We start from the raw sequence: 23986 nt of genomic DNA, 5'->3' as shown, positions 1-23986 counted from the left end.
TTTACCTCCTGGCTGACGTGGGTGCGGCTCATACTAGACCTCTGCTGCTACCGCCGCTAGGGCATGTTGACAGTATCGAAAGCGCTGCGTTGCAACGGATCGAAAATCTTCCGGGCTTGCGTAAAACAAGTTCACTGTCGCACGCATTCACACTGGCATAATCTGCCGCATCTCAGGTCGGAGAGTGCCGATGTCGCGCTACCTTTTTTTATCGCTGTGCGTGTTTTTTTCCGTGGCTCAGGCCGCCGAAAAAACCACGGCAAATGAAGCTCACGATCTCGCGTACAGCCTGGGCGCAAGCCTCGGTGAGCGCCTGCGCCAGGAGGTTCCCGACCTGCAACTTCAGGCACTGGTCGAAGGATTGCAGCAAGCCTATCGAGGCCAACCCCTGGCCCTGAAAGATGAGCAGATCGAACAGATTCTGGCCGAGCATGAAGCGCAGGTTGCTTTGCAACAGAGCGCACCGCAGAGCGAAGTCGCCCTCGAAAAAGAGAAACGTTTTCTCGCGGTGGAAAAAGCCAAACCCAGTGTACGCGAACTGGCCGATGGTGTGTTGCTGACCGAGCTGGTGCCAGGTACCGGCGCGAAAGCCGGTCCGAATGGCAAGGTCCAGGTCCTGTACATCGGTCGCCTGCCCGACGGTACCGTGTTCGATCAGAACAGTCAGCCGCAGTGGTTCAGTCTCGACAGTGTGATCAGCGGATGGCGCAGCGCCCTGCAAAACATGCCGGTCGGTGCGAAGTGGCGGCTGGTGATTCCATCGGCGCAGGCCTATGGCGCCGACGGTGCCGGCGACTTGATCGAGCCATTCACGCCGCTGGTATTCGAAGTCGAATTACGCGGTGCCACCGGCTGAACAGCGCAAACGAAAAACGGCGCGCATAAGCGCACCGTTTTTTAAGGGTGTTGCCGGAAGGGGTTCAGGCTTGAACCGAATCCTCTTCCTTGTGAGCGGTGTGCAGCACTTCGATCAGGCAGTCTTCCAGTTCGAAGCGTTCGTGCAACAGGCCACCCAGTTCCTTGAATTTCTCTGCCACGCACTTGCCTGCATCGCACAGGTCATTGAACGCGAGCAGCTTCTCGGTAATGACGTCGATACGCGGGTAGATCGTCTCGGCCAACTCGAGGCCGCGAGTGTCGCCAAATGCCTTGGCTTCGCCCGTCAGCTGTTCGTAGATCTCGAAGTGCCCGGCAGACACGTAATCGACCAGCACGCCGCAGAATTCCTGCAATGGCTTGCGGTTCTCGCCCAGAGCCTCAGGCTTGGCGCCGAGAGCATCATAGGCCCGAACCAGTTCGTGACGCTCCTGCAACCAGCGATCGATCAGCAGATGCACTCCACCCCAGCGTTCCTGAGCATTCTGACAACTTTCGAGCATGGTGATCTCTCTTCCCTTGTGGGTCATGCTGCCCTACACCTGTCGCACACTTGAAGATCAAGAATCGGCCAGGCAGAGCGTCATTCGAGCAACATAATTCCAATGACACGTGCGGGCCAGATTATGCCCGCGCGACTGTGGCTTCAAGGTACGCAGGAGATAAAGTTCATACAAGTGTTTAATCGCCCGCCAGCGCAGGGTGCGACGACTCGCCGCTGAGCGGTCGCCGCCAAGCGATCCAGACAACGCGCAGCAGTTGCTGAACACTGAGAATTGTCATCGCGACAAAGAACAGCAGGCTCCACTCCGGCAGGCTCAGATCGAACAGCGTCCATGAAATCCGGGCGCAGTCCGCCGTACCGTTGAACATCTGCTGCACAACGTAAACCCAGGGATTGCTTGCGAACAGGTCAGCCAGATCGGGCGAACACGTGGACAGCTGTTGCAGTGGGTCGCCTTGCAACAACACCTGACGCCACGCTGTCACGGTTCCCGTCAGACTGCAGAGCAAACCCAGTAGCCAATACAGGGAAGAACCAAAACGGCCGGGCCCATGCACCGAAGCCATCAGACAGACACCCGTGAGCAACGCCAGACACATCCGCTGCATCAGGCACATGCCGCACGGCTGGAGGCCGACCGCATATTCCAGGTAATAGGAAACGCCCAAGGCCAGGGCGCCGGCAACGAAAACCATGAAAAACAAGGAGCGTGAGCAGGCCAGCGACATGGCTTTTCCGTACCAGTAGAGACAAGTGGTTACGGTAGAGGAAAGCGCGCCAGCCTTACAAGACGGGTCAGCAGGGACACTTCAACAGAAGTGTAGGGAATTCCCGACAGAATCGAGAGGATCAGAGGTAGCCCTCTGTAGGACTATGCCGATCACCTTGGACAATTGTAGGAAAGCGCCACAAATCGCTTACGCGTGGCGAGTGGGCGTGCCCCCGCTCGACCGCAAAGCGGTCGAATCGTGGATGGGTTTTAAACGAATAAATGGGCGTGTCGGTTCAGGGCCGCTGCGCAGCAGCCCAGCGGGGGCAAGCTCCGTCGCCACACACAATCAGGCGTGAACCGGAACGGGCAACGGCGCTGCCAACAGGCGTTCATCCAAGAGGCCGAGGCCTTCTTGAAACAGCTGATTACTGCGCTCGGTGTCACCCAGTTGTGCCAGCAATCGCGCCAGCTCCGCACAGGCTTCCGGGTTGCGCTGCACGCGCAGGCTGCTTTCCAGATAATCCCGGGCCTTGCCCCACAGACTGTTTTGCAGACACAGGCGACCCAGTGTCAGCAACAGGCTCGGGTCGGCCGGATGGTTTTTCAGCCAACCCTCGGCGGTTTGCAGCTGACGTGCCGGATCACTGCCACGAACCAGTCCGTAAAGGCGCGCCAGATGGCTGTCGTAGTTACGCTTGAGCGCCGTTCGCAGAACCTCTTCGGCCTCTACCTGGGCACCGACTTGTCGAAGCTGCTCGGCATACGCCAATACCAGTTGCGGTTCCTGGCGCTGCGCCGAGGTGAGTTGCTGCCAGGCGCGGTTGAGCGATTGCAATCCGACGGTTCCGTCTTCTTCCCGACGCGCTGCCAGGGACAGGTTCTCCCCCCAGGCCCGGCGTTCCAGTTCGGCCAGCTCGGCCGGCGGCAGCACCTTGTCCTTGCGCAGCTCCGGCAGCAGGCGAATCACGGCGGACCAGTCACCGCGTTGCTGATGCAAACGCTGCAACTGGCGCAAGGTCTGGACGTTATGAGGGTGACGCTCATGCATGGCCTGCAAGGTCACCAGGGCACCGTCGGTGTCGCCGCGATCGGTCTGCAGTTGAGCGTGGCTCAAGGCAATCGCCAACTCGGCCTGGGGCTGGCGTTCCAGCGCACGCTCCAGCAAGTTGTCACTTTCCTCGTAGTGGCCTTGTTCGTTGGCGGCGCGAGCAGCGCCGAGGTAGTAAAGCAATGGCTGGCGCTCGGCTTCGGCGGCGCGATGCAAATGACGCTGTGCGCTGGCCCAGCGACCTTCGGCCAGGTCCAGCTGACCGTGTTCGATCGCCACTTGAACCCGACGGCTGCGATTGCGCCGCGACCAGGGATTGACCACGCCGCCGGAGGTCGTGACCAGTTCGACCAACGCCTTGATGCCCCAGAACACCAGCCACAACACCGCCACCAGGGCCAGAGTCGCCCACAGGCTCGATTCGAAACGGAAGCTCTTGTAAGCGATCAGCACGTAGCCGGAATGTTCGGCAATCGCCAACCCTAGAGCGGCGGCAGCGGCGATGACCAGAAACACGATCACATAGAGACGCTTCATGGCGTGGCCTCCTGCTGAGTGCTTGCGGCAGGCTTGGCCATCGGTTTGATCGACTCCTCGGCGTTGACGTTGCGTCGCTCGAGATAGCCCTGAACCGCGCTGAGCGTGCCGGTCAGGTCTGGCGTGACGACAGTGACCGGCTGCTTGCTCAGCTCGACCACCTGCTCAAGCATCACTTTGCTCTGCGGGTTGTCCGGATTGAAGTTGCCTTTGAGCACGTCCCGCGCCTCGTCCAGTGCCTGGGTGTAAACCGCGGCCTGACCGTTGAGTGCCGCCCACTGCGCCTGTTCCAGCGCCAGGCTCAGGGCCAGACGCACTTGGCTCAGGCTCTGGCCTGCCAGCAGCGGACGCACATTTTTATCGGCGTTGAAATCGATGCGGATGTAACGCGAGATCTGATCCCACCACTGCGCCCAACGGCTGGCGCCGTCGCCATCGGCGGTCAGGCCCAGCAGGGATTCGCCACGGTCCTTGTACTCGGGCGCCAGCTCGGTGAGGTTGATCACCTGATCGCGCAGCGCACCCAGTCGCAGGAAAAGACCGGTGCGATCCGGCTGTTCGGTGCTGCGCAAGGCGACCAGGGTTTTCGCCACTTGCTCGCGTGCGGCAAAGGAACCCGGGTCGTTCTGTTCGCGAAGAATTTCGTCGGCGCCCTGCACCAGGGCCTGAGCGCTGCTGATGTCCTGCAACGCCGAAAGCCGCAGGCTGGCCAGACGCAGCAAGTGCTCGGCCTCGGCCAGACGCCAGTCCTTGCGACTCGCGCCGAGGACGGTTTCCAGACGTTGATTCAAACGCTGCTGATCGCCTTGCAGTTGAATCACCAGACGACTGCGAGCGTCCAGCTCTTCAGCGGCAGGCATTTGCTCAAGCCGTGCACTCAGGCGCTGTTCGTTCAACTTCAGACTTTGCGCCTGATCGTTCAGCGCCTGCACCTGGCTCAACTGCTGCTGCGTGCTGGCTTGCAGGTGACGCACCTGCCAGACGCCCCAACCGCCCACCGCCACACCGGCGGCGCCCAACAGCAACGCGACTATTGCCAGCCCGTTGCCTCGGCGCTGCCCGACAGCAGGTGGCGCAGTTTCAACCGGAGCTTCAGCCGGCGCATCAAGCACTGGCTTCACGTCATCTTTAGGCAAGGCTGTTTCGTTCACGTATCCATCCTTTGCATTAGAGAACGGGTTCGGGATGCTCCCGCAACGCCGTTAGCAAAGCCGCGGCACTGGCGCCGCGACAATCCACAACTGTTTGGGCCCCGGCGGCACGTGCCAGCTCGGCGACCCTGGGGCTTGGAACAAACAACGGCAACCGCGCCAATTGCGGCCAGGCAGCGCCGGCCAATTGGTGCAGGTGCTCAAAACCCTGTCCACTGCTGACCACCAGCCCGTTCAAGCGTTCCGCCTTGATACGCTCCGGCAGTGCTGCTGGCGGGTACTGCGGCAGTTCGCGGCGGTACAGCTCCAGATACTCGACACTAGCACCAAGCTCGCGCAAACGCTCAGCGAGCAACTCGCGGCCGCCCTCTCCCCGCATGATCAACACCCGTGGATCGGGTCGTGCGACAGCCTCACGCAACGACGCAAGCTCCAGCAAGGCTTCACTGTCATCACCCTCAGACGGAAAACTCACGTCCAACCCGTGATCATCGAGAATCTGCGCAGTCGCGGCACCCACGCTGAACCACTTCAGGCGGGGTCGCTGCGGCCAATATTGACTAACCAGATCCACCGCGATTCTGGCGGCCGGCTTGCTGACCACGATTACCGCGCAGTACCGGTCCAGATGCTGAATCACCTCGCGCATTGTGTCAGAGGCGGGAATCGCTTCAATTTCCAAAAGCGGCAAACGGCTGCTGAAAACCCCCGCTTCGGCCAAAACCTCGCTCAGCGCCACCGACTCATCCGCGGGACGCGTCAGCAGCAGGCGCCAACCCGTCACTCGTGACCTGCCTCGCCGTAGACCGCTTTCAGAATGTCATTGGCGCCCTGATTCAGCAGGTCTTCGGCCACTTGCACACCCAAGGCTTCTGCATCGCTGCGCGGCGCACGAGCCTCGGCGCTGAGCAGCAGGCCGCCGCTCGGATCGCCCACCAGACCGCGCAACCAGATCTGCTCGCCTTCCAGCACGGCGTAGCAGGCGATCGGCACCTGGCAACCGCCATTCAGATGTTTGTTGAGCGCACGTTCGGCCGTCACGCGGGTGGCGGTGTCCTGATGGTGCAGAGGTGCCAGCAAGGCGTGGATTTCAGTGTCGGCGGTGCGGCATTCGATACCGACGGCACCCTGGCCACCGGCCGGCAGGCTGTCGTCGACGCTGATGGCCGAGGTGATTCGTTCTTCGAAGCCCAGGCGAATCAGGCCGGCAGCCGCGAGGATGATGGCGTCGTATTCACCGGCATCAAGCTTGGCCAGGCGCGTGTTGACGTTGCCGCGCAGGAAACGGATTTCCAGGTCCGGGCGACGGGTCAACAACTGGGCCTGTCGACGCAGGCTGGAGGTGCCGACGATGCTGCCTTGTGGCAGTTCATCGAGGCTGGCGTAGGTATTGGAGACGAATGCATCACGCGGGTCTTCTCGCTCGCAGATGCAGAACAGGCCGAGGCCTTCGGGGAAGTCCATCGGCACGTCTTTCATCGAATGCACGGCGATGTCGGCTTCGTTCTCCAGCAGCGCGGTTTCCAGTTCCTTGACGAACAGGCCCTTGCCACCGATTTTCGATAGCGGCGAGTCCAGCAGCTTGTCGCCGCGACTGACCATGGGTACCAGTGTCACGAGCAAACCCGGATGGGCCGCTTCAAGACGGGCTTTGACGTATTCGGCCTGCCACAGGGCGAGAGCACTTTTGCGGGTGGCGATGCGGATTTCGCGAGAGGACATGGATCAATCCGTACTGAATAGATACGGCGGATAATAACAGCTCAGTCAAATCCACTTTGACTTGTATCAGGTATTGCCTGGCCTCCCTGGCCCCGGATGTCCGGCAATCGGGTGAGAAATTCGCCTGCGGATGGCGAATTAAAGCTGTTGCATCATTTTGCGCACACCCGCCACATGGCGTCGGCTGACGATCAGGGCATCGCCGTTCAGGCCTTTGAGAAACAGCTGAAAGTGTCCCAGCGGCGTGCGTTGCAGGCGCTCGATGCGTTCGCGAGCGACCAGGGCGTTGCGGTGGATGCGCACGAATCGGTCACCGAATTCATCTTCAAGGGCCTTGAGCGGTTCATCCAGCAGCACTTCGCCGCCTTCATGGCGCAAGGTCACGTATTTATGGTCAGCAATGAAGTAGACCACCTGACCCAACGGGATCAGTTCAATACCCTTACGGGTACGCGCGCTGATATGGCTGCGCGGGCCGCTGCCGGTTTCGGCGGCGGGACGGGTCAAAGCCGCAAGCTGGACACGATTGGGTCGCTCGGCTTTTTTTAACGCATCATGCAATTGTTCTGTACGCACAGGTTTCACCAGATAGCCTACGGCGCTGGCCTGTAAGGCTTCCACGGCAAATTCATCGGGCCCTGTGCAAAACACCACGGCAGGCGGGGTTTCACGTTCGCACAATCGGGCAGCCACTTGCAGGCCATCGAGGCCGGGCATGCGGATATCGAGCAAAACGATATCCGGCTTGTGGCTGTCGATCAGTGCCAACGCTTCTTCGCCGTTCGTAGCGCTGGGCTCCAGGACGCTGTATCCCTCGAGTTCGCCGACCATTCGGCTCAGGCGCTCGCGGGCAAGGGGTTCGTCATCAACGATCAGGACATTCATATTGCGCTGGATTCCTGCGTGAGTCTCGCACAAGGATAGCGTAGACAAGTGGAGTGACGTCCGTCACCGCGATCCACGCTAAGACTAGCGCGAAGGCCAAAAAGTGCCGCCCGTCCGACTGCTAAATTTTTATTCGCCGGGCAATCGGCGGTTGGCGAGGCATCGCCGTAGGGTTTGCTGATACACAATATGAACACCCCCTCTTCTTTTTAGTCCGCTGAAGCGCCGAAAATTGCGCTGGTCCTACTGTCCAACTGTAGACGGTTGCCGGGACGTTATTACTCAATTGAAAAATATCGTTGCGCAATTCAGACCTCGCTGGCTTCGAGCATAGGCCCGGGCACGAGAAAAAAACGTGTCGACCAGTGTCAGCGACAGGATTGGCAACCCTGTTATTATCCGCGACAGCTTTCAACGCCATCTTTCTTCAGCCGATACGAGCGAATTCATGAGCACTGACAAGACCAATCAGTCCTGGGGCGGCCGCTTCAGTGAACCCGTCGACGCCTTCGTCGCCCGCTTCACCGCCTCCGTCACCTTCGACCAGCGCCTGTATCGCCACGACATCATGGGCTCGATCGCCCACGCCACCATGCTGGCCAAGGTCGGCGTGCTGACCGATGCCGAGCGCGACAGCATCACCGATGGCCTGAAGACCATCCAGGGTGAAATCGAGGCCGGCCAGTTCGACTGGCGCATCGACCTCGAAGACGTACACATGAACATCGAAGCGCGCCTGACCGACCGCATCGGCGTGACCGGTAAAAAGCTGCACACCGGTCGCAGCCGTAACGACCAGGTCGCCACCGACATCCGTCTGTGGCTGCGTGACGAGATCGACCTGATCCTGGCGGAAATCACCCGCCTGCAAAAAGGCTTGCTGGAACAGGCCGAGCGCGAAGCCGGCAGCATCATGCCGGGCTTCACCCACCTGCAAACCGCGCAGCCGGTGACGTTCGGTCACCACATGCTGGCCTGGTTCGAAATGCTCAGCCGCGACTACGAGCGTCTGGTCGACTGCCGCAAGCGCACCAACCGCATGCCTTTGGGCAGCGCCGCGCTGGCAGGCACCACTTACCCGATCGACCGCGAGTACACCGCACAACTGCTGGGCTTCGACGCCGTGGGCGGCAACTCGCTGGACAACGTGTCCGATCGTGACTTCGCCATCGAGTTCTGCTCGGCCGCGAGCATCGCGATGATGCACTTGTCGCGCTTTTCCGAAGAGCTGGTGCTGTGGACCAGCGCGCAATTCCAGTTCATCGATCTGCCGGACCGCTTCTGCACCGGCAGCTCGATCATGCCGCAAAAGAAAAACCCGGACGTGCCAGAACTGGTGCGCGGCAAGACCGGCCGAGTCTTCGGTGCGCTGATGGGCCTGCTGACCCTGATGAAAGGCCAGCCACTGGCCTACAACAAGGACAATCAGGAAGACAAAGAGCCGCTGTTCGACGCCGCCGACACCCTGCGCGATTCGCTACGAGCCTTTGCCGACATGATCCCGGCGATCAAACCCAAGCACGCAATGATGCGCGAAGCGGCCCTGCGCGGTTTCTCTACCGCCACCGACCTGGCGGACTACCTGGTGCGTCGCGGCCTGCCGTTCCGTGACTGCCACGAAATCGTTGGCCATGCCGTGAAGTACGGCGTGGAAAGCGGCAAGGACCTGGCGGAGATGAGCCTGGAAGAGCTGCGCAAATTCAGCGACCAGATCGATCAGGACGTGTTTGCCGTGCTGACCCTGGAAGGTTCGGTAAATGCCCGTGACCATATCGGCGGGACTGCGCCGGCACAGGTCAAGAAGGCGGTCGCTCGCGGTCAGGCGTTGCTCGCCAGCCGTTAAGCCACCAAAAGCTTCGCGAACAAGCCCGCTCCCACACTGGGTCTGTGGTGTTCACAAAGTATGTGTTCACCATCAATCCAATGTGGGAGCGGGCTTGCTCGCGAAAGCGACCTGAAGGACGCTACAAATCTACTTCTTGGACGCGACCATCGCCATGAACGCTGGCATCGCCGCTTCCTTGTCCGCCGCAATCCGCTGCGCGTTCGGATTCCGCTCCAGACGCTCCAGTAGCGCCTTGGCCGCGGGCATATCCGCCAACAGGTCGATACCGAACAGCTTCTGCCCCACCGCACAGGCCAGCGGCACGCTGTACAGGAAATACAAATCTGCAAGGCTCAGGCTGTCGCCCGCGACATAAGGGGCAAACTTGCCGTGCCGTCCAAGCGAGGCAAAACCCAGCAGCAACTCGGTCTTGGTCTTGTCCTTGATCGCATCGGGCACCGGCATGCCGAAAAACGCTTCGCCGAAGCAGGCGCGAGCCGGCAGTTCGATGTACAACTCGATTTCCTTGGCCAGCGCCAGGACCTGCGCCCGCTCGAAGGGATCGCTCGGCAACAGCGGCATACCCTTTTGTGTTTGCTCGATGTATTCGAGAATCACGGCGGTTTCGTTGACGAAACCTTGCTCCACACCCAGCACTGGCACCTTGCCGCGCGGGCTGATTGCCAGCGCCTCGGGGCTCTGGCCGGCGTAAAAAGGGACTTCTTCGAATGGCAGTCCTTTTTCCAGCAGCGCCAGTTTCACCATGTTGTAGTAATTGCTGACGGAAAATCCATAAAGCTTGAGCATCACATAGCCTCCGGGCCGTGCGGGGTTGGCAGTGCCTGCTTTATAGAATGCCAAGGCGTTTCTCGCCAGCAGCATCATGGCGCTGAATGCAGGTAAACTGGCCGCCTTTCCTTGAGGAGCCTGCCATGAGCGAGCCAACCCCCGACAACAACCAGGACGATATCGACGAAGAAGAGTTCGCCGAAAACACTCTGGTCGAAGCCATCGAAAACCAGATCGAAAGCGACAATCCGCCTGCCGCCAAGGCGACCTTCAACAAGTTGACCCTGGTGGGCTACGAGCGTGAAGAAATCCTCAACCTGATGGCTCACGTTTTGGCGGTGGAAATCGACGCGATCCTCGAAGAAGACCGCGCGTTCAACACCGAATGGTACGAAGCGGCGCTGCGCGCGCTGCCAGAGTTACCGCCGGAAAAGAAATAAGCCCGACACCTGTGGCGAGGGGATTTATCCCCGTTGGGTCGCGGAGCGGCCCTAAAACCAGTGATCGCGGTGTTTCCAGTAAATCGCGCTCACAGGTTTTACGACTGCTGCGCAGCCGAACGGGGATAAATCCCCTCGCCACAATGAGCTCCACAGTGCCATTCGCTCATTGCACACAAATTGTCACCCATCGATCCTGCCTCCCCCCAGACCCTGACTACACTGGAACGCACCCCGCTGCCGCACCACCCGCAGGGGAATGCTTCCCAAGGTGAAAAACCCTGTCGCGAGCACTGGACATGCCGCACGAGTGGGATCACCTTAGGGGCGCTGTCGTCCAATTCCTAGAAAGTCTGGAGTCCTTATGTCGCTTACCCCTGAGTTGGTTGCCGAACTGGAAATCCTCGCACTCTTCAACCTGGACAGTTCCCAGGAAGGTTTGAAAATTCATCAGACCGCTGCCCCGAAAGCCATTGCTGCCGCTCGACGCCTGTACGAAAAAGAACTGATCGACCAGCCCGATGGCGGTTATCTGACCAGCCTGGGTCGTGATGCCGCACAAAATGTGCAAACCGTCCTGACTATTCTGAGCGTCCAGGAAACCGCCTGAGCATCACCGCATCGCCCACGGAAACCCCTGCTACGGGATTTCCGCGGGCACACTTCGTTGCACGACGATAGAAATCTGACGTCAAAAAACAAAATCCGCTTAAACGTCCCGCGACCGAGGCGCTAAACTGCCCTTCATTCTGAGACCTCCGACGTCCGAGCCCCGCGAGCCGGTTTGAGCTGACATGACCCGCACCCATGAAATCCGCCCTGATCTGGACGAGGGGATCGACCGCAAGGTTCTCAGCCAGCTGCGCGCACGCTTTTTAAAACTCAACGAGGGCCGCATGGCCCGCGCCATGGAAGGGTTGTCGACCCGCCAGCAAGGGGTACTGACCCTGCTGCCACTGTTTTTCCACGTCAATCATCCGTTGTTGCCGGGTTACGTTTCAGGCAGCACGCCCGCCGGGCTGTCGAACTTCGAGCCTGACGCCAATGCCCTGGCCGAAGCACAGCGCCTGACCCGCTCGTTTTCATACAAGCCGCGCCACGGCAGCAATCCGCCGCGACCGATTCACGGCCTGTTCCTGATGGGCAGCCTTGGCACCCTCGCCCAGGCCGATCAAAGCGACATGGACGTCTGGGTCTGTCACTCGCCGAACTTGAGCGAAAGCGAACTCAACGAACTCCGTAAAAAGTGCCAATTGCTCGAAACCTGGGCCGCGAGCCAGGGCGCCGAGGCGCATTTCTTCCTGATCGACCCGGCCCGCTTCGTGCTCGGCGAGCGGGACAATCAACTGAGCTCGGAAGACTGCGGCACCACCCAACATTATCTGCTGCTGGACGAGTTCTACCGCACCGCGATCTGGCTGGCCGGACGCACGCCGATCTGGTGGCTGGTGCCGGTATACGAAGAGGCCGCCTACGACCGCTACACCCACGCGCTACTGTCCAAACGCTTTATCCGCGCAGACGAAACCCTTGATCTGGGGCATCTGGCGTACATCCCGCCCGGAGAATTCATTGGTGCTGGACTTTGGCAGCTGTTCAAGGGCATCGAGTCCCCCTACAAGTCGGTGCTCAAACTGTTGCTGATCGAGGTCTACGCCAGCGAACACCCCAGGGTTCAGTGCCTGAGCCTGCGTTTCAAGCAAGCGGTGTTTGCCAATCGGCTCGACCTCGACGAGCTGGACCCGTACGTCGTGGTCTACCGGCGCATCGAGGAATACCTCACCGCCCGGGGCGAACCGGAGCGTCTGGAGCTGGTACGCCGTGCGCTGTACCTGAAGGTCAACCGCAAACTCACCGGTAGCAGTCGCACCCAGAGTTGGCAGCGCTCGTTGCTGGAACGCCTGGCCCAGGAATGGCACTGGGATCATCGGCAACTGGCCCTGCTCGACAGTCGCAGTCAGTGGAAAGTCCGCCAGGTCAGCACTGAGCGCCGGGCATTGGTCAACGAACTGAATTACAGCTACCGCTTCCTGACCGAATTCGCCCGCAGCGAACAGACCGTCAGCCTGATCAACAAGCGCGACCTCAACGTGCTGGGGCGACGTCTATATGCGGCGTTCGAGCGCAAGGCGGACAAGGTCGAGTTCATCAACCCGGGCATCGCCCCGGACCTGGCCGAAGACACCCTGACCCTGGTGAACGCGCCCAACAAGAAAGAATCGGGGCAAACCCAGTGGGGCTTGTACAACGGCAGCCTGACCGCCCACGAGTGGGAGCACTTCGCGCCGATCAAGCGCAGCCGCCAATTGCTGGAGTTGCTGACCTGGTGCCATCGCAACGGTGTCATCGACAGCAGCACCCGCCTGGCCTTGCATCCCGGCGAGAGTGATCTGAGCGAGTTCGAACTGTTCAACCTGCTTGGCAGCCTGCAACAGAGCATCGCCCTGCCCTTGCCCACCGTCGCTGAAGAACCCTTGTTGCGCGCCAGCGTGCCGAGCGAGGTGCTGATTCTGGTGAACGTCGGCGTCGACCCGCTCAAGCATCACCGCGACCTGAACATCCTGATGACCACCGAGCGCACCGACTCCCTGAGTTACGCCGGGGTCCGGGAAAACCTGGTGCTGACCCTCGACCAAGTCACGCTCAACAGCTGGAACGAGGTGCTGGTCAATCGCTTTGACGGCCCCCATGCCCTGCTCGACTGCCTGCGCGATTACCTCAATAACCTGCCGAACGGGCCGCGCCAGCCCAAGTTACGCGTACGTTGCTTCTGCCATAACCGAGCGCAGTTCATCGCGCAGCGGGTCGAAGAAGTAATCGACACCGCGCAGAACCTGCTGCTGAGCAGACTCAACCACCGCTACCTGATTCAGGTCCAGCAGCATTACCACGTGCTGGAACTGGTGCCGGGGCAGGTCAATCACGTCGCCCTCGCCACCCTGCCAGCGCTGTTCGATTACCTGGGCGAAGAGCTGGCGAGCTACAGCCCGCTGCACCTGGACCCGATGGCGCTGGAAGATCAGGACCTGGCGCTGATTCTGCCCATGGGCCAGCCAGACTGTATTCAGGTGTTCTACCGGGTTCACGATGACCAGGCCGACCTGTACGTGATGGATGAATTCAATGCCTTGTGGCAGCAGCGTTCGCCCTATCACGACGAACAAAGTCTACTGGTGCCGCTGCAACGCTTCCTGCAATCGATCCAGTACCGGCGCGATGCCTTGCTGCCGATGGACGCTGCCCAGCCATTGAGCCTGGACACGCTGTATTACCAGCTGTTGCCATCCGGCCCTGGGCGAGCCCGTCGGGTCGAACCCAGAACTGCACCGCAAACCCCGGTCAACAAACCGTTCTACGACGTGCAGGCGATCGTCGGCAAAGCCGCACCAGGCGAGGTGCAGGTCACGTTGTATTGCAATCAGCGGGAATTTTCAGAGCTGGAACATGGCGAGCAACTGTTCAGCGTGGTCGCCCGGGAAATCGTCGAGCAGCGCCGCGAAACCGAACGCTATCGCTGCTACATCACCGACCTGGACCTGTCGGGCCTGCTCGGTGATGGTCAGAGTTCAAGCAATTTGTATTTGCGCTACAAGGCCGATCTGGAGCGCGCATTGAACGACGCGCTCGAGCGGGTCTGAGGGAGGGTTATTCCGGGAAGTCGCCGCCATTGGCTGGCTGCGATTCGACTTCAAGCAGGGTTAGCTTGAGGGTTTTGCCGCCCGGTGCGGGCCAATCGATGTGCTGTCCGACTTTCAGGCCGAGCAATGCACTGCCCACCGGCGCCAGGATGGAAATCTTGCCTTCGTCAGCGTTGGCATGCTTGGGGTACACCAACGTCAGGTGATAGTCCTTGCCACTGCTTTCTTCACGGCAGTGCACTTTGGAGTTCATGGTCACGACGTCTGCAGGCACTTCTTCGTGACTGACCAGCGTATCGGCGCGATCCAGTTCGGTTTGCAGCGCGATAACGCCCGGCAGCGTGTCGTCCAGGCTGTCGATCAGGCGTTCCAGACGTTGAACGTCCAGACGAGTAAGGGTGATGGAAGGTGCGGTCATGATGAAGGCAGACTCCTTTCTTCTGCACAGAAAAAGCAAAACCCCGCCAGAAAAAGGCGGGGTTTTCACGAGCCTCGATGGGTTGAGGCGTTTCTGGACACTATCACAGCTCAATAAATATACAAGTCAGGGGGAGAGGAGCTTCGGACGTGCGGGGAGAAACTCTGTGGCGAGGGGGCTTGCCCCCGTTCGGTTGCGAAGCAGTCGTGAGCTTTTGGGGCCGCTTCGCGACACAACGGGGGCAAGCCCCCTCGCCACAAAAGTCTTATGCCAAGGTTTTGCGCTGGACGGCCTGGGCGCAGATCACACGGCGGCGATCATCATCCGCCGAGCGCCATTCGCGGATGTCTTCGACGTGGCGAAAACACCCCAGGCAGACCTTCTGTTCATCCAGCCGACACACGCCGCTGCACGGCGAAGGCACCGCCGGGCTGACATTGCTGTAAAGCGGTTTGGGCGGACGAACGGGGGCAGGCTGGGTCACGATCTCACAGACCTTCGAAATCGAGTTCGACGTCGGCTTGCTGCTTGACGATGCGCTCAAGCATCTCGCCGAGCTGCTCTTCGCTCTTGTCGCACATCCAGCGCTCGCTCTCTTCGTCGTAATCGAAGTGGAAACCGCCGGACACCGCCGCCAGCCACAGCTGACGCAGGGGTTCCTGGCGGCTGAAGATCAACTGGCTGCCGTTTTCGAACTTGACGGTGAGCACACCGGCCGAGCTCTCCAGGTCGATATCCAGGTCGCTCTCATCGAAAATATCCTCCAGCGATTGCTGGGTGGCATCGACCAGATCGTGGAAACGGGCTTCGGTCAAACTCATTGCGGCAACCTCAAAAAGTGTCTGTTCACGCTCAAGCGCCGCAAGATACGGGCGAGCCCCGGTGATTGCAAAGGATAACGACCAAGCACCGATATAGGTACATCAAACGCGGTCCCTGTGGGAGCGGGCTTGCTCGCGAAAGCGGTGGTTCAGTCAACAAAGCTGTTGAATGTGCCGACCCCTTCGCGAGCAAGCCCACTCCCACAAGGGTTGCGTGATACCGACTGATCTCTGGCAAGCCCCGCCGGACGGGAGCTCCCTCGCATAGGCAAGCTGCCGGGTGGCCGGTATACTCCGGCGCAATTAACGCATTTTCAAGGATTTCGCCATGAAGCGCCTGATCTCTTCCCTTGCCGCGCTCCTCGCGGTTGCCTGTCTTTTGTCGGCCTGTGGTCAAAAAGGCCCGCTGTACCTGCCCGACGAAAACCAGGATCCAGCCGAGCAGGCGCAGTCCTCGCAAAAGCAGCCGTCGAAAGCACACAAGCACGACGTCTACCAATAAGGGAACGCCATGGACGCTTTTAACTACCGTGACGGTGAGCTGTTCGCGGAAGGTGTTGCTCTGTCCGCCATCGCCGAACGCTTTGGCACACCGACCTATGTCTACTCCCGCGCCCACATCGAAGCCCAGTACCTGGCTTTCGCCGATGCGCTGGCCGGCATGCCGCACCTGGTGTGCTTTGCGGTCAAGGCCAACTCCAACCTGGGTGTTCTGAATGTCCTGGCGCGCCTGGGCGCCGGTTTTGACATCGTCTCCCGTGGCGAGCTCGAACGCGTGCTGGCCGCTGGCGGCAGCCCCGACAAGATCGTGTTCTCCGGCGTCGGCAAGACCCGTGACGACATGCGCCGTGCCCTCGAAGTCGGCGTGCACTGCTTCAACGTCGAATCCACCGACGAGCTGGAGCGCCTGCAAGTGGTCGCCGCCGAGCTGGGCGTTCGCGCGCCGATCTCGCTGCGCGTGAACCCGGACGTCGATGCCGGCACGCACCCGTACATTTCCACCGGTCTCAAAGAGAACAAGTTCGGCATCGCCATTGCCGACGCCGAAGACGTGTACGTCCGCGCCGCGCAGCTGCCGAACCTGGAAGTGGTCGGCGTCGATTGCCACATCGGCTCGCAACTGACCACCCTGCCACCATTCATCGACGCCCTCGACCGCCTGCTGGGCCTGGTCGACCGCCTCGGCGATTGCGGCATTTACCTGCGCCACATCGATCTGGGCGGCGGTTTGGGCGTGCGTTATCGCGATGAAGAGCCGCCGCTGGCAGCCGACTACATCAAAGCCGTGCGCGAGCGTCTCGACGGTCGTGACCTGGCGCTGGTGTTCGAGCCGGGCCGCTTCATCGTTGCCAACGCTGGCGTGCTGCTGACCCAGGTCGAGTACCTCAAGCACACCGAACACAAGGACTTCGCCATCGTCGACGCGGCCATGAACGACCTGATCCGCCCGGCGCTGTACCAGGCCTGGATGGACGTCACCGCCGTGCGCCCTCGTCAGACCGCAGCGCGAGCCTACGACATCGTCGGGCCGATCTGCGAGACCGGCGACTTCCTGGCCAAGGACCGTCAACTGGCCCTGGAAGAAGGCGACTTGCTGGCCGTGCATTCGGCCGGTGCTTATGGGTTTGTCATGAGTTCCAACTACAACACCCGCGGCCGTGCCGCTGAAGTGCTGGTGGACGGTGATCAGGCAATTGAAGTGCGTCGCCGTGAGACGGTAGCCGAGTTGTTTGCTGGCGAAAGCCTGCTGCCGGAGTAAAACCATGCTGCTGCGTTTTACCAAGATGCACGGCCTGGGCAATGACTTCATGGTCCTCGACCTGGTCAGCCAGCACGCGCACATCCTGCCCAAGCATGCCAAGCAATGGGGCGATCGGCACACCGGCATCGGTTTCGACCAGTTGCTGATCGTCGAAGCGCCGAGCAATCCGGATGTGGATTTCCGCTATCGGATCTTCAACTCCGACGGCTCCGAAGTGGAACAGTGCGGCAACGGTGCGCGCTGTTTCGCCCGCTTTGTACTCGACAAGCGCCTGACCGCAAAACGGCAGATTCGCGTCGAAACCAAAAGTGGCATTATCGAGCTGGATATCCGCAGCGACGGCCAGATCAGCGTCGACATGGGCGCACCGCGCCTGGTGCCGGCCGACATCCCGTTCATTGCCGACAGTCAGGCTCTGAGCTACTCGCTCGACGTCGACGGCACAGCGGTTGAACTGGCCGCCGTGTCGATGGGCAACCCGCATGCGGTGTTGCGCGTCACGGATATCAACAACGCACCGGTGCATGAACTGGGGCCGAAAATCGAACATCACCCGCGCTTCCCTGCGCGGGTCAACGTTGGTTTTCTCCAGGTCATCGACCGCAACCGCGCGCAGCTGCGCGTCTGGGAACGTGGCGCCGGGGAAACCCAGGCCTGCGGCACCGGCGCCTGTGCTGCTGCAGTGGCCGCGATCAGCCAGGGGTGGATGGATTCGCCGCTATTGATCGACCTGCCCGGCGGGCGTCTGTCCATTGAATGGGCAGGCCCAGGCCAACCGGTCCTGATGACCGGCCCGGCAGTCCGTGTTTACGAAGGACAAGTACGTCTTTGAGTGAGTCAAACCCATGACCGACAAGCCCCAGGTTCCCGCCCGACAGCCCGACGAATCCCCTTCCGAAAGCCTTGAGGCGGCGGCGATTGCCGCGTACCTGGAGGCTCATCCGGATTTCTTCGTCGAGCATGAAGAATTGCTCCCGGCGTTGCGCATCCCGCACCAGCGTGGCGACACCATCTCGCTGGTCGAGCGCCAGATGACCATTCTGCGCGACCGCAACATCGAATTGCGTCATCGCCTCTCGCACTTGATGGACGTGGCCCGCGACAACGACCGCCTCTTTGACAAGACCCGCCGCCTGATTCTCGCCTTGATGGACGCCACCACGCTGGAAGACGTAGTGATCAGCGTCGAAGACAGCCTGCGCCAGGACTTTCAGGTGCCTTTTGTCAGCCTGATCCTGCTGGGTGACAACCCGATGCCGGTTGGCCGCTGGGTGACCCACGCCGATGCGCAAACGGCCATTGGCGGCCTGCTCTCGGAAGAAAAAAGTGTCAGCGGCAGCCTGCGCGAGCATGAACTGGACTTCCTGTTTGGCGAAGAGCAGCGCAAGCAGATCGGCTCGACCGCCGTCGTCGCCATCAGCCATCAAGGCATCCACGGTGTGCTGGCCATCGCCAGCCGTGATCCGCAGCACTACAAAAGCTCGGTGGGTACGCTGTTCCTGAGCTACATCGCCGAAGTCATGGGCCGCGTGCTGCCACGGGTCAACAACTCCCTTCGCTCGGTACGCTGATCATGGAACGGCAACTGGACGCTTACTGCGAACACCTGCGCAGTGAGCGGCAGGTGTCGCCTCACACGCTGTACGCCTATCGCCGCGACCTCGACAAGGTGCTGGGCTGGTGCATCAAACAGAACATCGACAGCTGGGCCGCGCTGGACATTCAGCGCCTGCGCAGTCTGATCGCTCGTCTGCATTCCCAGGGGCAATCGTCCCGCAGCCTTGCGCGGCTGCTCTCGGCCGTGCGCGGGCTCTATCACTACCTGAACCGCGAAGGTCTGTGCGACCACGATCCGGCTAACGGTCTGGCGCCGCCCAAAGGCGAACGAAGACTGCCGAAAACCCTCGATACTGATCGCGCACTGCAACTGCTCGAGGGTGCGGTGGAGGATGATTTTCTGGCTCGCAGGGATCAGGCGATACTGGAACTGTTCTATTCCTCCGGCCTGCGCCTTTCTGAGCTGACCGGGCTCAATCTCGATCGACTGGACCTGGCCGACGGCATGGTCCAGGTGCTCGGCAAAGGCAGCAAGACCCGACTGTTGCCGGTGGGCAAAAAGGCCCGCGAAGCACTGGAGTTGTGGTTGCCATTGCGGGCCATGACCAACCCGGCAGATGACGCGGTGTTTGTCAGCCAGCAAGGGCGGCGCCTTGGCCCTCGGGCGATTCAGGTACGGGTCAAGGCTGCCGGCGAGCGCGAATTGGGGCAAAACTTGCACCCGCACATGTTGCGGCACTCCTTTGCCAGCCACTTGCTGGAGTCCTCGCAAGACCTGCGCGCGGTGCAAGAACTGCTCGGCCACTCGGACATCAAGACCACCCAGATCTACACCCACCTGGACTTCCAGCACCTGGCGACGGTCTACGACAGCGCCCATCCACGGGCCAAACGCATTAAGAGCGATGATTCATGACGATCCAATTGATCACCTTCGACCTCGACGACACCCTGTGGGACACCGCCCCGGTGATCGTCAGCGCCGAAGCCATCCTGCGTGAATGGCTGACCGAACATGCACCGAATCTGGGCGCGGTGCCGGTGGAGCATTTGTGGACGATTCGCGAGCGCGTTCTGAGCAGCGAACCGGGCCTCAAACATCGCATCAGTGCGTTGCGTCGGCGAGTGCTGTTCCATGCGCTGGAAGAGGCCGGATACGACCATGGCCAGGCGTCCGACCTGGCTGATCAGAGTTTTGAAGTGTTTCTGCATGCGCGGCATCAGCTCGAAGTATTCCCCGAGGTGGAGCCAACGCTGGAGGTGCTGGCCAAACACTACGCGCTGGGCGTGGTCACCAACGGCAACGCCGATGTGCGCCGGCTAGGGCTGGCGGATTACTTCAAGTTTGCGCTGTGCGCCGAAGACATCGGCATCGCCAAACCGGATGCGCGACTGTTTCATGAAGCATTGCAGCGTGGCGGGGCAACGGCCGAGACGGCAGTGCATATTGGCGATCATCCAGGTGATGACATTGCCGGAGCGCAACAGGCAGGGTTGCGGGCGATCTGGTTTAACCCGCAAGGCAAATTGTGGGAAGCGCAGAGGGCACCGGATGCCGAGATTCGCAGCCTGACCGAATTGCCGGCGTTGTTGGCGCGGTGGAACTCCGCGTCGGCGTAAAACCTGGCCCCAACCAACACCGCCAAACCCTGTAGGAGCCGGCTTGCTGGCGATGGCGTCCTGCAAAACAGCACACATTTCAAAATCTTTCGCCAGCAAGCCGGCTCCTACAAGGGATTGCTCCGGGCTTCAGAATTTTTCTCCACCCATGAAAAAGCCCGCAGCGACGGCGGGCTTTTTCAGCAAGCAGGAAGCAAGCGCTTAGATAGGCCGGCTGCCGTACTTGTTGTCAGGCTTCTTGGGAGGATCGGCGACCACATTGGCCTCCACTTCCTGCACCTTGCCGCCCTTGGCCAGGAACTCTTCCATGGCCTTGGCCAGAGCATCGCGCTCCTTGTTTTTTGCTTCGACGCTCGGCAGCTCATCGACCGACACCGCAGCCTTGGCCTTGCCTTTGGCGGTCGGAACGGGCGCTTCACCGCCGTCGTCTTCAACGACGTCGTCCGCCGCTGCTTCCAGACCTTCTTCGGTTTCGTCGTCGTCGCCTACTTCGAGGTCGTCGTTTTCCAGATCATCGTCGCTCATGTTCTACCTCATGACTTGCGAAAAGCAGATTAGTTATAGCCCAGCTTCACCGTCTGTCGACAGCCGCCGGAAAAATTCAATAACCGCTGGTGACCAGCGGTTCATGCCTCTTCACCGTGCACGGTGGCGAGGACTTTACGGGCACCGCCAAAATCACGGTGCTCGCCCAGATAAACGCCTTGCCAGGTCCCCAGCGCCAGTCGGCCCGCCGAAATCGGCAAACTGAGCTGACAGCCAAGCACGCTGGCCTTGAAGTGCGCCGGGAGGTCGTCCAGGCCTTCGTCGTTATGCTCATAGCCATCTGTTCCTTGTGGGATCAGACGATTGAAGAATCGTTCGAAGTCGCGACGTACCGCCGGATCGGCGTTTTCGTTGATGGTCAACGACGCCGAGGTATGCTGCAGCCACAAATGCAACAGACCGACCCGGCACGCCTTGATTTCGGGCACGCCGGCGAGTAACTCGTCCGTTACCAGATGAAAGCCCCGAGGCCTTGCCCGCAGGGTAATCAGAGTCTGTTGCCACATACAGTTCTCCGCACGTTCGGGGCGCATTCTAGCGCGCTCTGGGAAAAAACAAAGGCCCTAATATTCCTTCAATCATGTAAGCCATTGGCCGCAGAAAAACGCCCGTCGTAAACGCCACTAAACGTGTACGAAAAAACCTTTCAGCAGTTCCTTCACTGACAAATCCCAGACAAAAAAATGCCCGGCAAGCCGGGCAAATTTTTATGCGCGTGCTTACAAGTTGTAGCCGCGTTCGTTGTGGAGTGCCAGATCGATGCCGACGGCCTCTTCTTCTTCGGTGATACGCAGACCCATGACGGCGTCCAGCACCTTGAGAATGATGTAGGTGACGATCGCGGTGTAGATCACCGTGAAGCCCACGCCTTTGCACTGAATCCAGACTTGTGCGGCGATGTCGGTGACGGTGCCGAAGCCACCCAGCGACGGTGCAGCGAACACACCGGTCAGGATCGCGCCGAGGATACCGCCGATGCCGTGCACACCGAAAGCGTCAAGGGAATCGTCATAACCGAGTTTGCGTTTCAGGGTGGTGGCGCAGAAGAAGCACACCACGCCCGCTGCCAGACCGATCACCAGCGCGCCCATCGGGCCCACGGTGCCTGCGGCCGGAGTAATTGCAACCAGACCGGCCACAACACCCGAAGCGATACCCAGTGCGCTTGGTTTGCCGTGGGTGACCCACTCGGCGAACATCCAGCCCAGTGCGGCAGCGGCAGTTGCGATCTGAGTCACGAGCATCGCCATACCGGCCGTGCCGTTGGCCGCTGCAGCGGAACCGGCGTTGAAACCGAACCAGCCAACCCACAGCATCGCAGCGCCCATCAGGGTGTAACCGAGGTTGTGCGGTGCCATTGGGGTGGTCGGGAAGCCTTTACGCTTGCCGAGCACAATGCACGCGACCAGACCGGCCACACCGGCGTTGATGTGCACCACGGTGCCACCGGCGAAATCAAGCACACCCCAGTCCCACATCAGGCCGCCGTTGCCGGACCAGACCATGTGCGCGATCGGCGCATAGACCAAGGTGAACCAGATGCCCATGAAGATCAGCATCGCGGAGAACTTCATCCGCTCAGCGAAGGCACCGACGATCAGCGCCGGGGTGATGATGGCGAACGTCATCTGGAAGGTGATGAACACCGCCTCAGGGAACAGCGCCGCAGGACCGGTCAGGCTGGCTGGCGTGACACCGGCGAGGAAAGCCTTGCCCATGCCGCCGAAGAACGAGTTGAAGTTGACGACGCCCTGTTCCATGCCGGTGGTGTCGAACGCGATGCTGTAGCCATAAATGACCCACAGAATGCTGATCAGACCGGTAATGGCGAAGCACTGCATCATCACGGAAAGAATGTTTTTGGAGCGAACCATGCCGCCGTAGAACAGCGCGAGGCCGGGAATGGTCATGAACAGCACAAGGGCTGTCGAGGTCAGCATCCAGGCGGTATCGCCGGAATTGAGGACTGGGGCCGCCACTTCGTCTGCCGCCATGGCCAGGCTGGGCATTACGAGGGACAACAGGGCTCCTAGCCCTGCTAATTTACGCAGAGTCATATTGTTTTCTCCTGGGGCGTTGGGTTTGTGGCGGCTTAGATTGCGTCGGTATCGGTTTCGCCGGTACGGATGCGAATCGCCTGTTCCAGATTGACCACGAAAATCTTGCCGTCACCGATCTTGCCGGTGTTGGCCGCCTTGGTTATCGCCTCGATAACCCGGTCCAGATCCTTGTCGTCAATGGCGACATCGATCTTCACCTTAGGCAGGAAATCGACCACGTATTCCGCGCCGCGATACAGCTCGGTGTGACCCTTCTGCCGACCGAAGCCTTTGACTTCAGTAACGGTAATGCCCTGCACGCCGATCTCGGACAACGACTCGCGCACGTCGTCCAACTTGAACGGCTTGATGATGGCAGTGACTAGCTTCATGAAAACTCTCTCCCGAATTGGTGGACTTGCCCCAGGAAAACAAACCCGACTCAAGTCTAAGCGCAGTGCCTGGCTTTGTAACGCATCGTCGGCCTTACCTGCCCGTCCGACGCCAGCTAACCGCTCCGTACGAAACACTTCCCCCGTTCCGCTTGGCGCACTGCATTCGTCACATCGACTGCATCAGTGCATGGGTCACTACCCACCAAGCAGAAAGCTTGCCATCTCGCCAAAAGCCCCTGATATCAAGCGCTTGCCTGCAATGGGGTGCTACTGCGCTCGATTGCTCGATGCGTAACGCACAACAACAGTGCGACGCCGTCCGTCCGCATGCGCGAAAAGCGTGCATCCCTGCGGTCGGGATTGACTATAGACACTGCGTGATACACTGCCCGCCATTGTTTTCAGGACATTTCTCATGCTCGCGCCCAAAGACTTCCTCGACGCCCTGACCGGCACCGCCTCCCGCCTCTTCAGCGGCGACACCCCACTGCCGAAAAGCGAAATCGAAAGCCAGTTCAAGGCGTTGCTGCAGAGCGGCTTCAGCAAACTGGACCTGGTGAGTCGGGAAGAGTTTGATAGCCAGATGGTCGTGCTGGCACGGACTCGGGCACGCCTGGAAAGCCTGGAAGCGAAGGTTGCCGAGCTGGAAGCGAAGCTCAATCCCCCAACCGAGTAACCCCGCAAATCCCACTTTGAAACC

General features: G+C 60.5%; 27 protein-coding genes and 1 pseudogene. 12 read left to right on the top strand and 16 right to left on the bottom strand.

All coding sequences use genetic code 11. The annotated features are described in order from the left end of the window. Positions 1-190 precede the first annotated feature (190 nt). Positions 191-856 (top strand): FKBP-type peptidyl-prolyl cis-trans isomerase, encoded by a 666-nt coding sequence (locus FBY04_RS20950; RefSeq protein ID WP_145316673.1) that lies wholly within the window; start codon positions 191-193, stop codon positions 854-856. A gap of 64 nt (positions 857-920) precedes the next feature. Here the strand turns inward: FBY04_RS20950 and FBY04_RS20945 are convergent, their stop codons facing one another. The 8 genes and pseudogenes from FBY04_RS20945 to FBY04_RS33310 form a co-directional block, all read right to left on the bottom strand. Then, positions 921-1379 (bottom strand): Rsd/AlgQ family anti-sigma factor, encoded by a 459-nt coding sequence (locus FBY04_RS20945; protein ID WP_007899333.1) that lies wholly within the window; start codon positions 1377-1379, stop codon positions 921-923. Between the two features lie 178 nt (positions 1380-1557). Then, positions 1558-2109 carry a disulfide bond formation protein B gene (locus FBY04_RS20940; RefSeq protein ID WP_084320251.1) on the bottom strand — a complete coding sequence of 184 codons (552 nt, stop codon included), beginning with the start codon at positions 2107-2109 and terminating at the stop codon, positions 1558-1560. A 330-nt stretch (positions 2110-2439) separates the two neighbouring features. Beyond that, positions 2440-3678 carry a heme biosynthesis protein HemY gene (locus tag FBY04_RS20935; protein WP_145316671.1) on the bottom strand — a complete coding sequence of 413 codons (1239 nt, stop codon included), beginning with the start codon at positions 3676-3678 and terminating at the stop codon, positions 2440-2442. Next, a complete protein-coding gene (locus tag FBY04_RS20930; protein ID WP_145316669.1) occupies positions 3675-4829 on the bottom strand; it encodes a uroporphyrinogen-III C-methyltransferase in 1155 nt (384 codons plus the stop codon). The genes FBY04_RS20935 and FBY04_RS20930 overlap by 4 nt, the downstream gene beginning before the upstream one ends. Before the next feature lie 16 nt (positions 4830-4845). Further along, positions 4846-5613, bottom strand: a complete 768-nt coding sequence (locus FBY04_RS20925; protein ID WP_145316667.1) for a uroporphyrinogen-III synthase — start codon at positions 5611-5613, stop codon at positions 4846-4848. Continuing rightward, the gene (gene hemC, locus FBY04_RS20920) at positions 5610-6551 is read right to left on the bottom strand and encodes a hydroxymethylbilane synthase (RefSeq protein WP_084320244.1); all 942 of its coding nucleotides are present in this window, start codon (positions 6549-6551) and stop codon (positions 5610-5612) included. The genes FBY04_RS20925 and hemC overlap by 4 nt, the downstream gene beginning before the upstream one ends. 138 nt (positions 6552-6689) lie before the next feature. Then, positions 6690-7436, bottom strand: coding sequence for a LytTR family DNA-binding domain-containing protein (locus tag FBY04_RS20915; RefSeq protein WP_008024350.1), 747 nt, complete (start codon positions 7434-7436; stop codon positions 6690-6692). Then, positions 7433-7642 (bottom strand): annotated as a pseudogene (locus tag FBY04_RS33310) (sensor histidine kinase); the annotation flags it as partial. The gene FBY04_RS20915 and the pseudogene FBY04_RS33310, both read right to left, overlap by 4 nt. A 242-nt stretch (positions 7643-7884) precedes the next feature. On the opposite strand from FBY04_RS33310, the gene argH reads away from it, so the two are divergent. Then, entirely contained in the window at positions 7885-9279 is a 1395-nt protein-coding gene (gene argH / locus FBY04_RS20910; protein ID WP_017341432.1) for an argininosuccinate lyase, read from the top strand. 129 nt (positions 9280-9408) lie between these two features. On the opposite strand, the gene FBY04_RS20905 is transcribed toward argH, so the two are convergent. Then, the gene (locus tag FBY04_RS20905) at positions 9409-10068 is read right to left on the bottom strand and encodes a glutathione S-transferase family protein (RefSeq protein ID WP_145316665.1); all 660 of its coding nucleotides are present in this window, start codon (positions 10066-10068) and stop codon (positions 9409-9411) included. A gap of 125 nt (positions 10069-10193) precedes the next feature. On the opposite strand from FBY04_RS20905, the gene FBY04_RS20900 reads away from it, so the two are divergent. From FBY04_RS20900 to FBY04_RS20890, 3 genes are all read left to right on the top strand, one after another. Continuing rightward, on the top strand, positions 10194-10490 hold the full coding sequence (locus FBY04_RS20900; RefSeq protein WP_017341434.1) for a hypothetical protein: 297 nt from the start codon (positions 10194-10196) through the stop codon (positions 10488-10490). A gap of 364 nt (positions 10491-10854) precedes the next feature. Beyond that, entirely contained in the window at positions 10855-11100 is a 246-nt protein-coding gene (locus FBY04_RS20895; protein WP_084320242.1) for a TIGR02647 family protein, read from the top strand. Between the two features lie 184 nt (positions 11101-11284). Continuing rightward, a complete protein-coding gene (locus FBY04_RS20890) occupies positions 11285-14128 on the top strand; it encodes a class I adenylate cyclase (RefSeq protein ID WP_145316663.1) in 2844 nt (947 codons plus the stop codon). A gap of 7 nt (positions 14129-14135) precedes the next feature. Here FBY04_RS20890 and rnk read toward each other — a convergent pair whose 3' ends face one another. The 3 genes from rnk to cyaY all read right to left on the bottom strand — a co-directional run bounded on the left by rnk (position 14136) and on the right by cyaY (position 15367). Continuing rightward, on the bottom strand, positions 14136-14546 hold the full coding sequence (gene rnk / locus FBY04_RS20885; RefSeq protein WP_084320238.1) for a nucleoside diphosphate kinase regulator: 411 nt from the start codon (positions 14544-14546) through the stop codon (positions 14136-14138). Positions 14547-14811: 265 nt separating this feature from the next. Beyond that, on the bottom strand, positions 14812-15030 hold the full coding sequence (locus FBY04_RS20880; protein WP_084320236.1) for a DUF1289 domain-containing protein: 219 nt from the start codon (positions 15028-15030) through the stop codon (positions 14812-14814). Positions 15031-15034: 4 nt separating this feature from the next. Beyond that, complete coding sequence (gene cyaY / locus FBY04_RS20875; protein WP_084320234.1) at positions 15035-15367, bottom strand: iron donor protein CyaY; 333 nt, start codon at positions 15365-15367, stop codon at positions 15035-15037. A gap of 328 nt (positions 15368-15695) precedes the next feature. Here cyaY and FBY04_RS20870 point away from each other — a divergent pair, with 328 nt between their 5' ends. The 6 genes from FBY04_RS20870 to FBY04_RS20845 are packed head-to-tail and all read left to right on the top strand — an operon-like array spanning position 15696 to position 20306. Next, on the top strand, positions 15696-15869 hold the full coding sequence (locus FBY04_RS20870) for a lipoprotein (protein ID WP_145316661.1): 174 nt from the start codon (positions 15696-15698) through the stop codon (positions 15867-15869). A 9-nt stretch (positions 15870-15878) separates the two neighbouring features. Next, positions 15879-17126 carry a diaminopimelate decarboxylase gene (gene lysA / locus FBY04_RS20865; protein ID WP_084320230.1) on the top strand — a complete coding sequence of 416 codons (1248 nt, stop codon included), beginning with the start codon at positions 15879-15881 and terminating at the stop codon, positions 17124-17126. 4 nt (positions 17127-17130) lie between these two features. Continuing rightward, positions 17131-17961 (top strand): diaminopimelate epimerase, encoded by an 831-nt coding sequence (gene dapF / locus FBY04_RS20860; RefSeq protein WP_084320228.1) that lies wholly within the window; start codon positions 17131-17133, stop codon positions 17959-17961. 13 nt (positions 17962-17974) lie between these two features. Continuing rightward, entirely contained in the window at positions 17975-18700 is a 726-nt protein-coding gene (locus FBY04_RS20855) for a DUF484 family protein (protein ID WP_084320226.1), read from the top strand. A 2-nt stretch (positions 18701-18702) separates the two neighbouring features. Next, on the top strand, positions 18703-19602 hold the full coding sequence (gene xerC, locus FBY04_RS20850; RefSeq protein ID WP_145316659.1) for a tyrosine recombinase XerC: 900 nt from the start codon (positions 18703-18705) through the stop codon (positions 19600-19602). After that, positions 19599-20306, top strand: a complete 708-nt coding sequence (locus FBY04_RS20845; protein WP_084320222.1) for an HAD family hydrolase — start codon at positions 19599-19601, stop codon at positions 20304-20306. The genes xerC and FBY04_RS20845 overlap by 4 nt, the downstream gene beginning before the upstream one ends. A gap of 201 nt (positions 20307-20507) precedes the next feature. Here the strand turns inward: FBY04_RS20845 and sutA are convergent, their stop codons facing one another. The 4 genes from sutA to glnK form a co-directional block, all read right to left on the bottom strand. Further along, complete coding sequence (gene sutA, locus FBY04_RS20840; RefSeq protein WP_059403917.1) at positions 20508-20831, bottom strand: transcriptional regulator SutA; 324 nt, start codon at positions 20829-20831, stop codon at positions 20508-20510. Positions 20832-20932: 101 nt separating this feature from the next. Next, positions 20933-21358, bottom strand: coding sequence for a secondary thiamine-phosphate synthase enzyme YjbQ (locus FBY04_RS20835; RefSeq protein ID WP_084320220.1), 426 nt, complete (start codon positions 21356-21358; stop codon positions 20933-20935). 213 nt (positions 21359-21571) lie between these two features. After that, complete coding sequence (locus FBY04_RS20830) at positions 21572-22909, bottom strand: ammonium transporter (protein WP_084320218.1); 1338 nt, start codon at positions 22907-22909, stop codon at positions 21572-21574. A 35-nt stretch (positions 22910-22944) separates the two neighbouring features. Further along, on the bottom strand, positions 22945-23283 hold the full coding sequence (glnK, locus tag FBY04_RS20825; RefSeq protein WP_002555808.1) for a P-II family nitrogen regulator: 339 nt from the start codon (positions 23281-23283) through the stop codon (positions 22945-22947). Between the two features lie 418 nt (positions 23284-23701). Between glnK and FBY04_RS20820 the strand changes: the two genes are divergently transcribed. Then, complete coding sequence (locus FBY04_RS20820) at positions 23702-23962, top strand: accessory factor UbiK family protein (RefSeq protein WP_008030504.1); 261 nt, start codon at positions 23702-23704, stop codon at positions 23960-23962. Positions 23963-23986: the final 24 nt, after the last annotated feature.

Source organism: Pseudomonas sp. SJZ080, from assembly GCF_007828295.1.
In the GTDB taxonomy this organism is placed as follows: domain Bacteria; phylum Pseudomonadota; class Gammaproteobacteria; order Pseudomonadales; family Pseudomonadaceae; genus Aquipseudomonas; species Aquipseudomonas migulae_A.
This window is presented reverse-complemented; position numbering and strand designations above follow the sequence as displayed.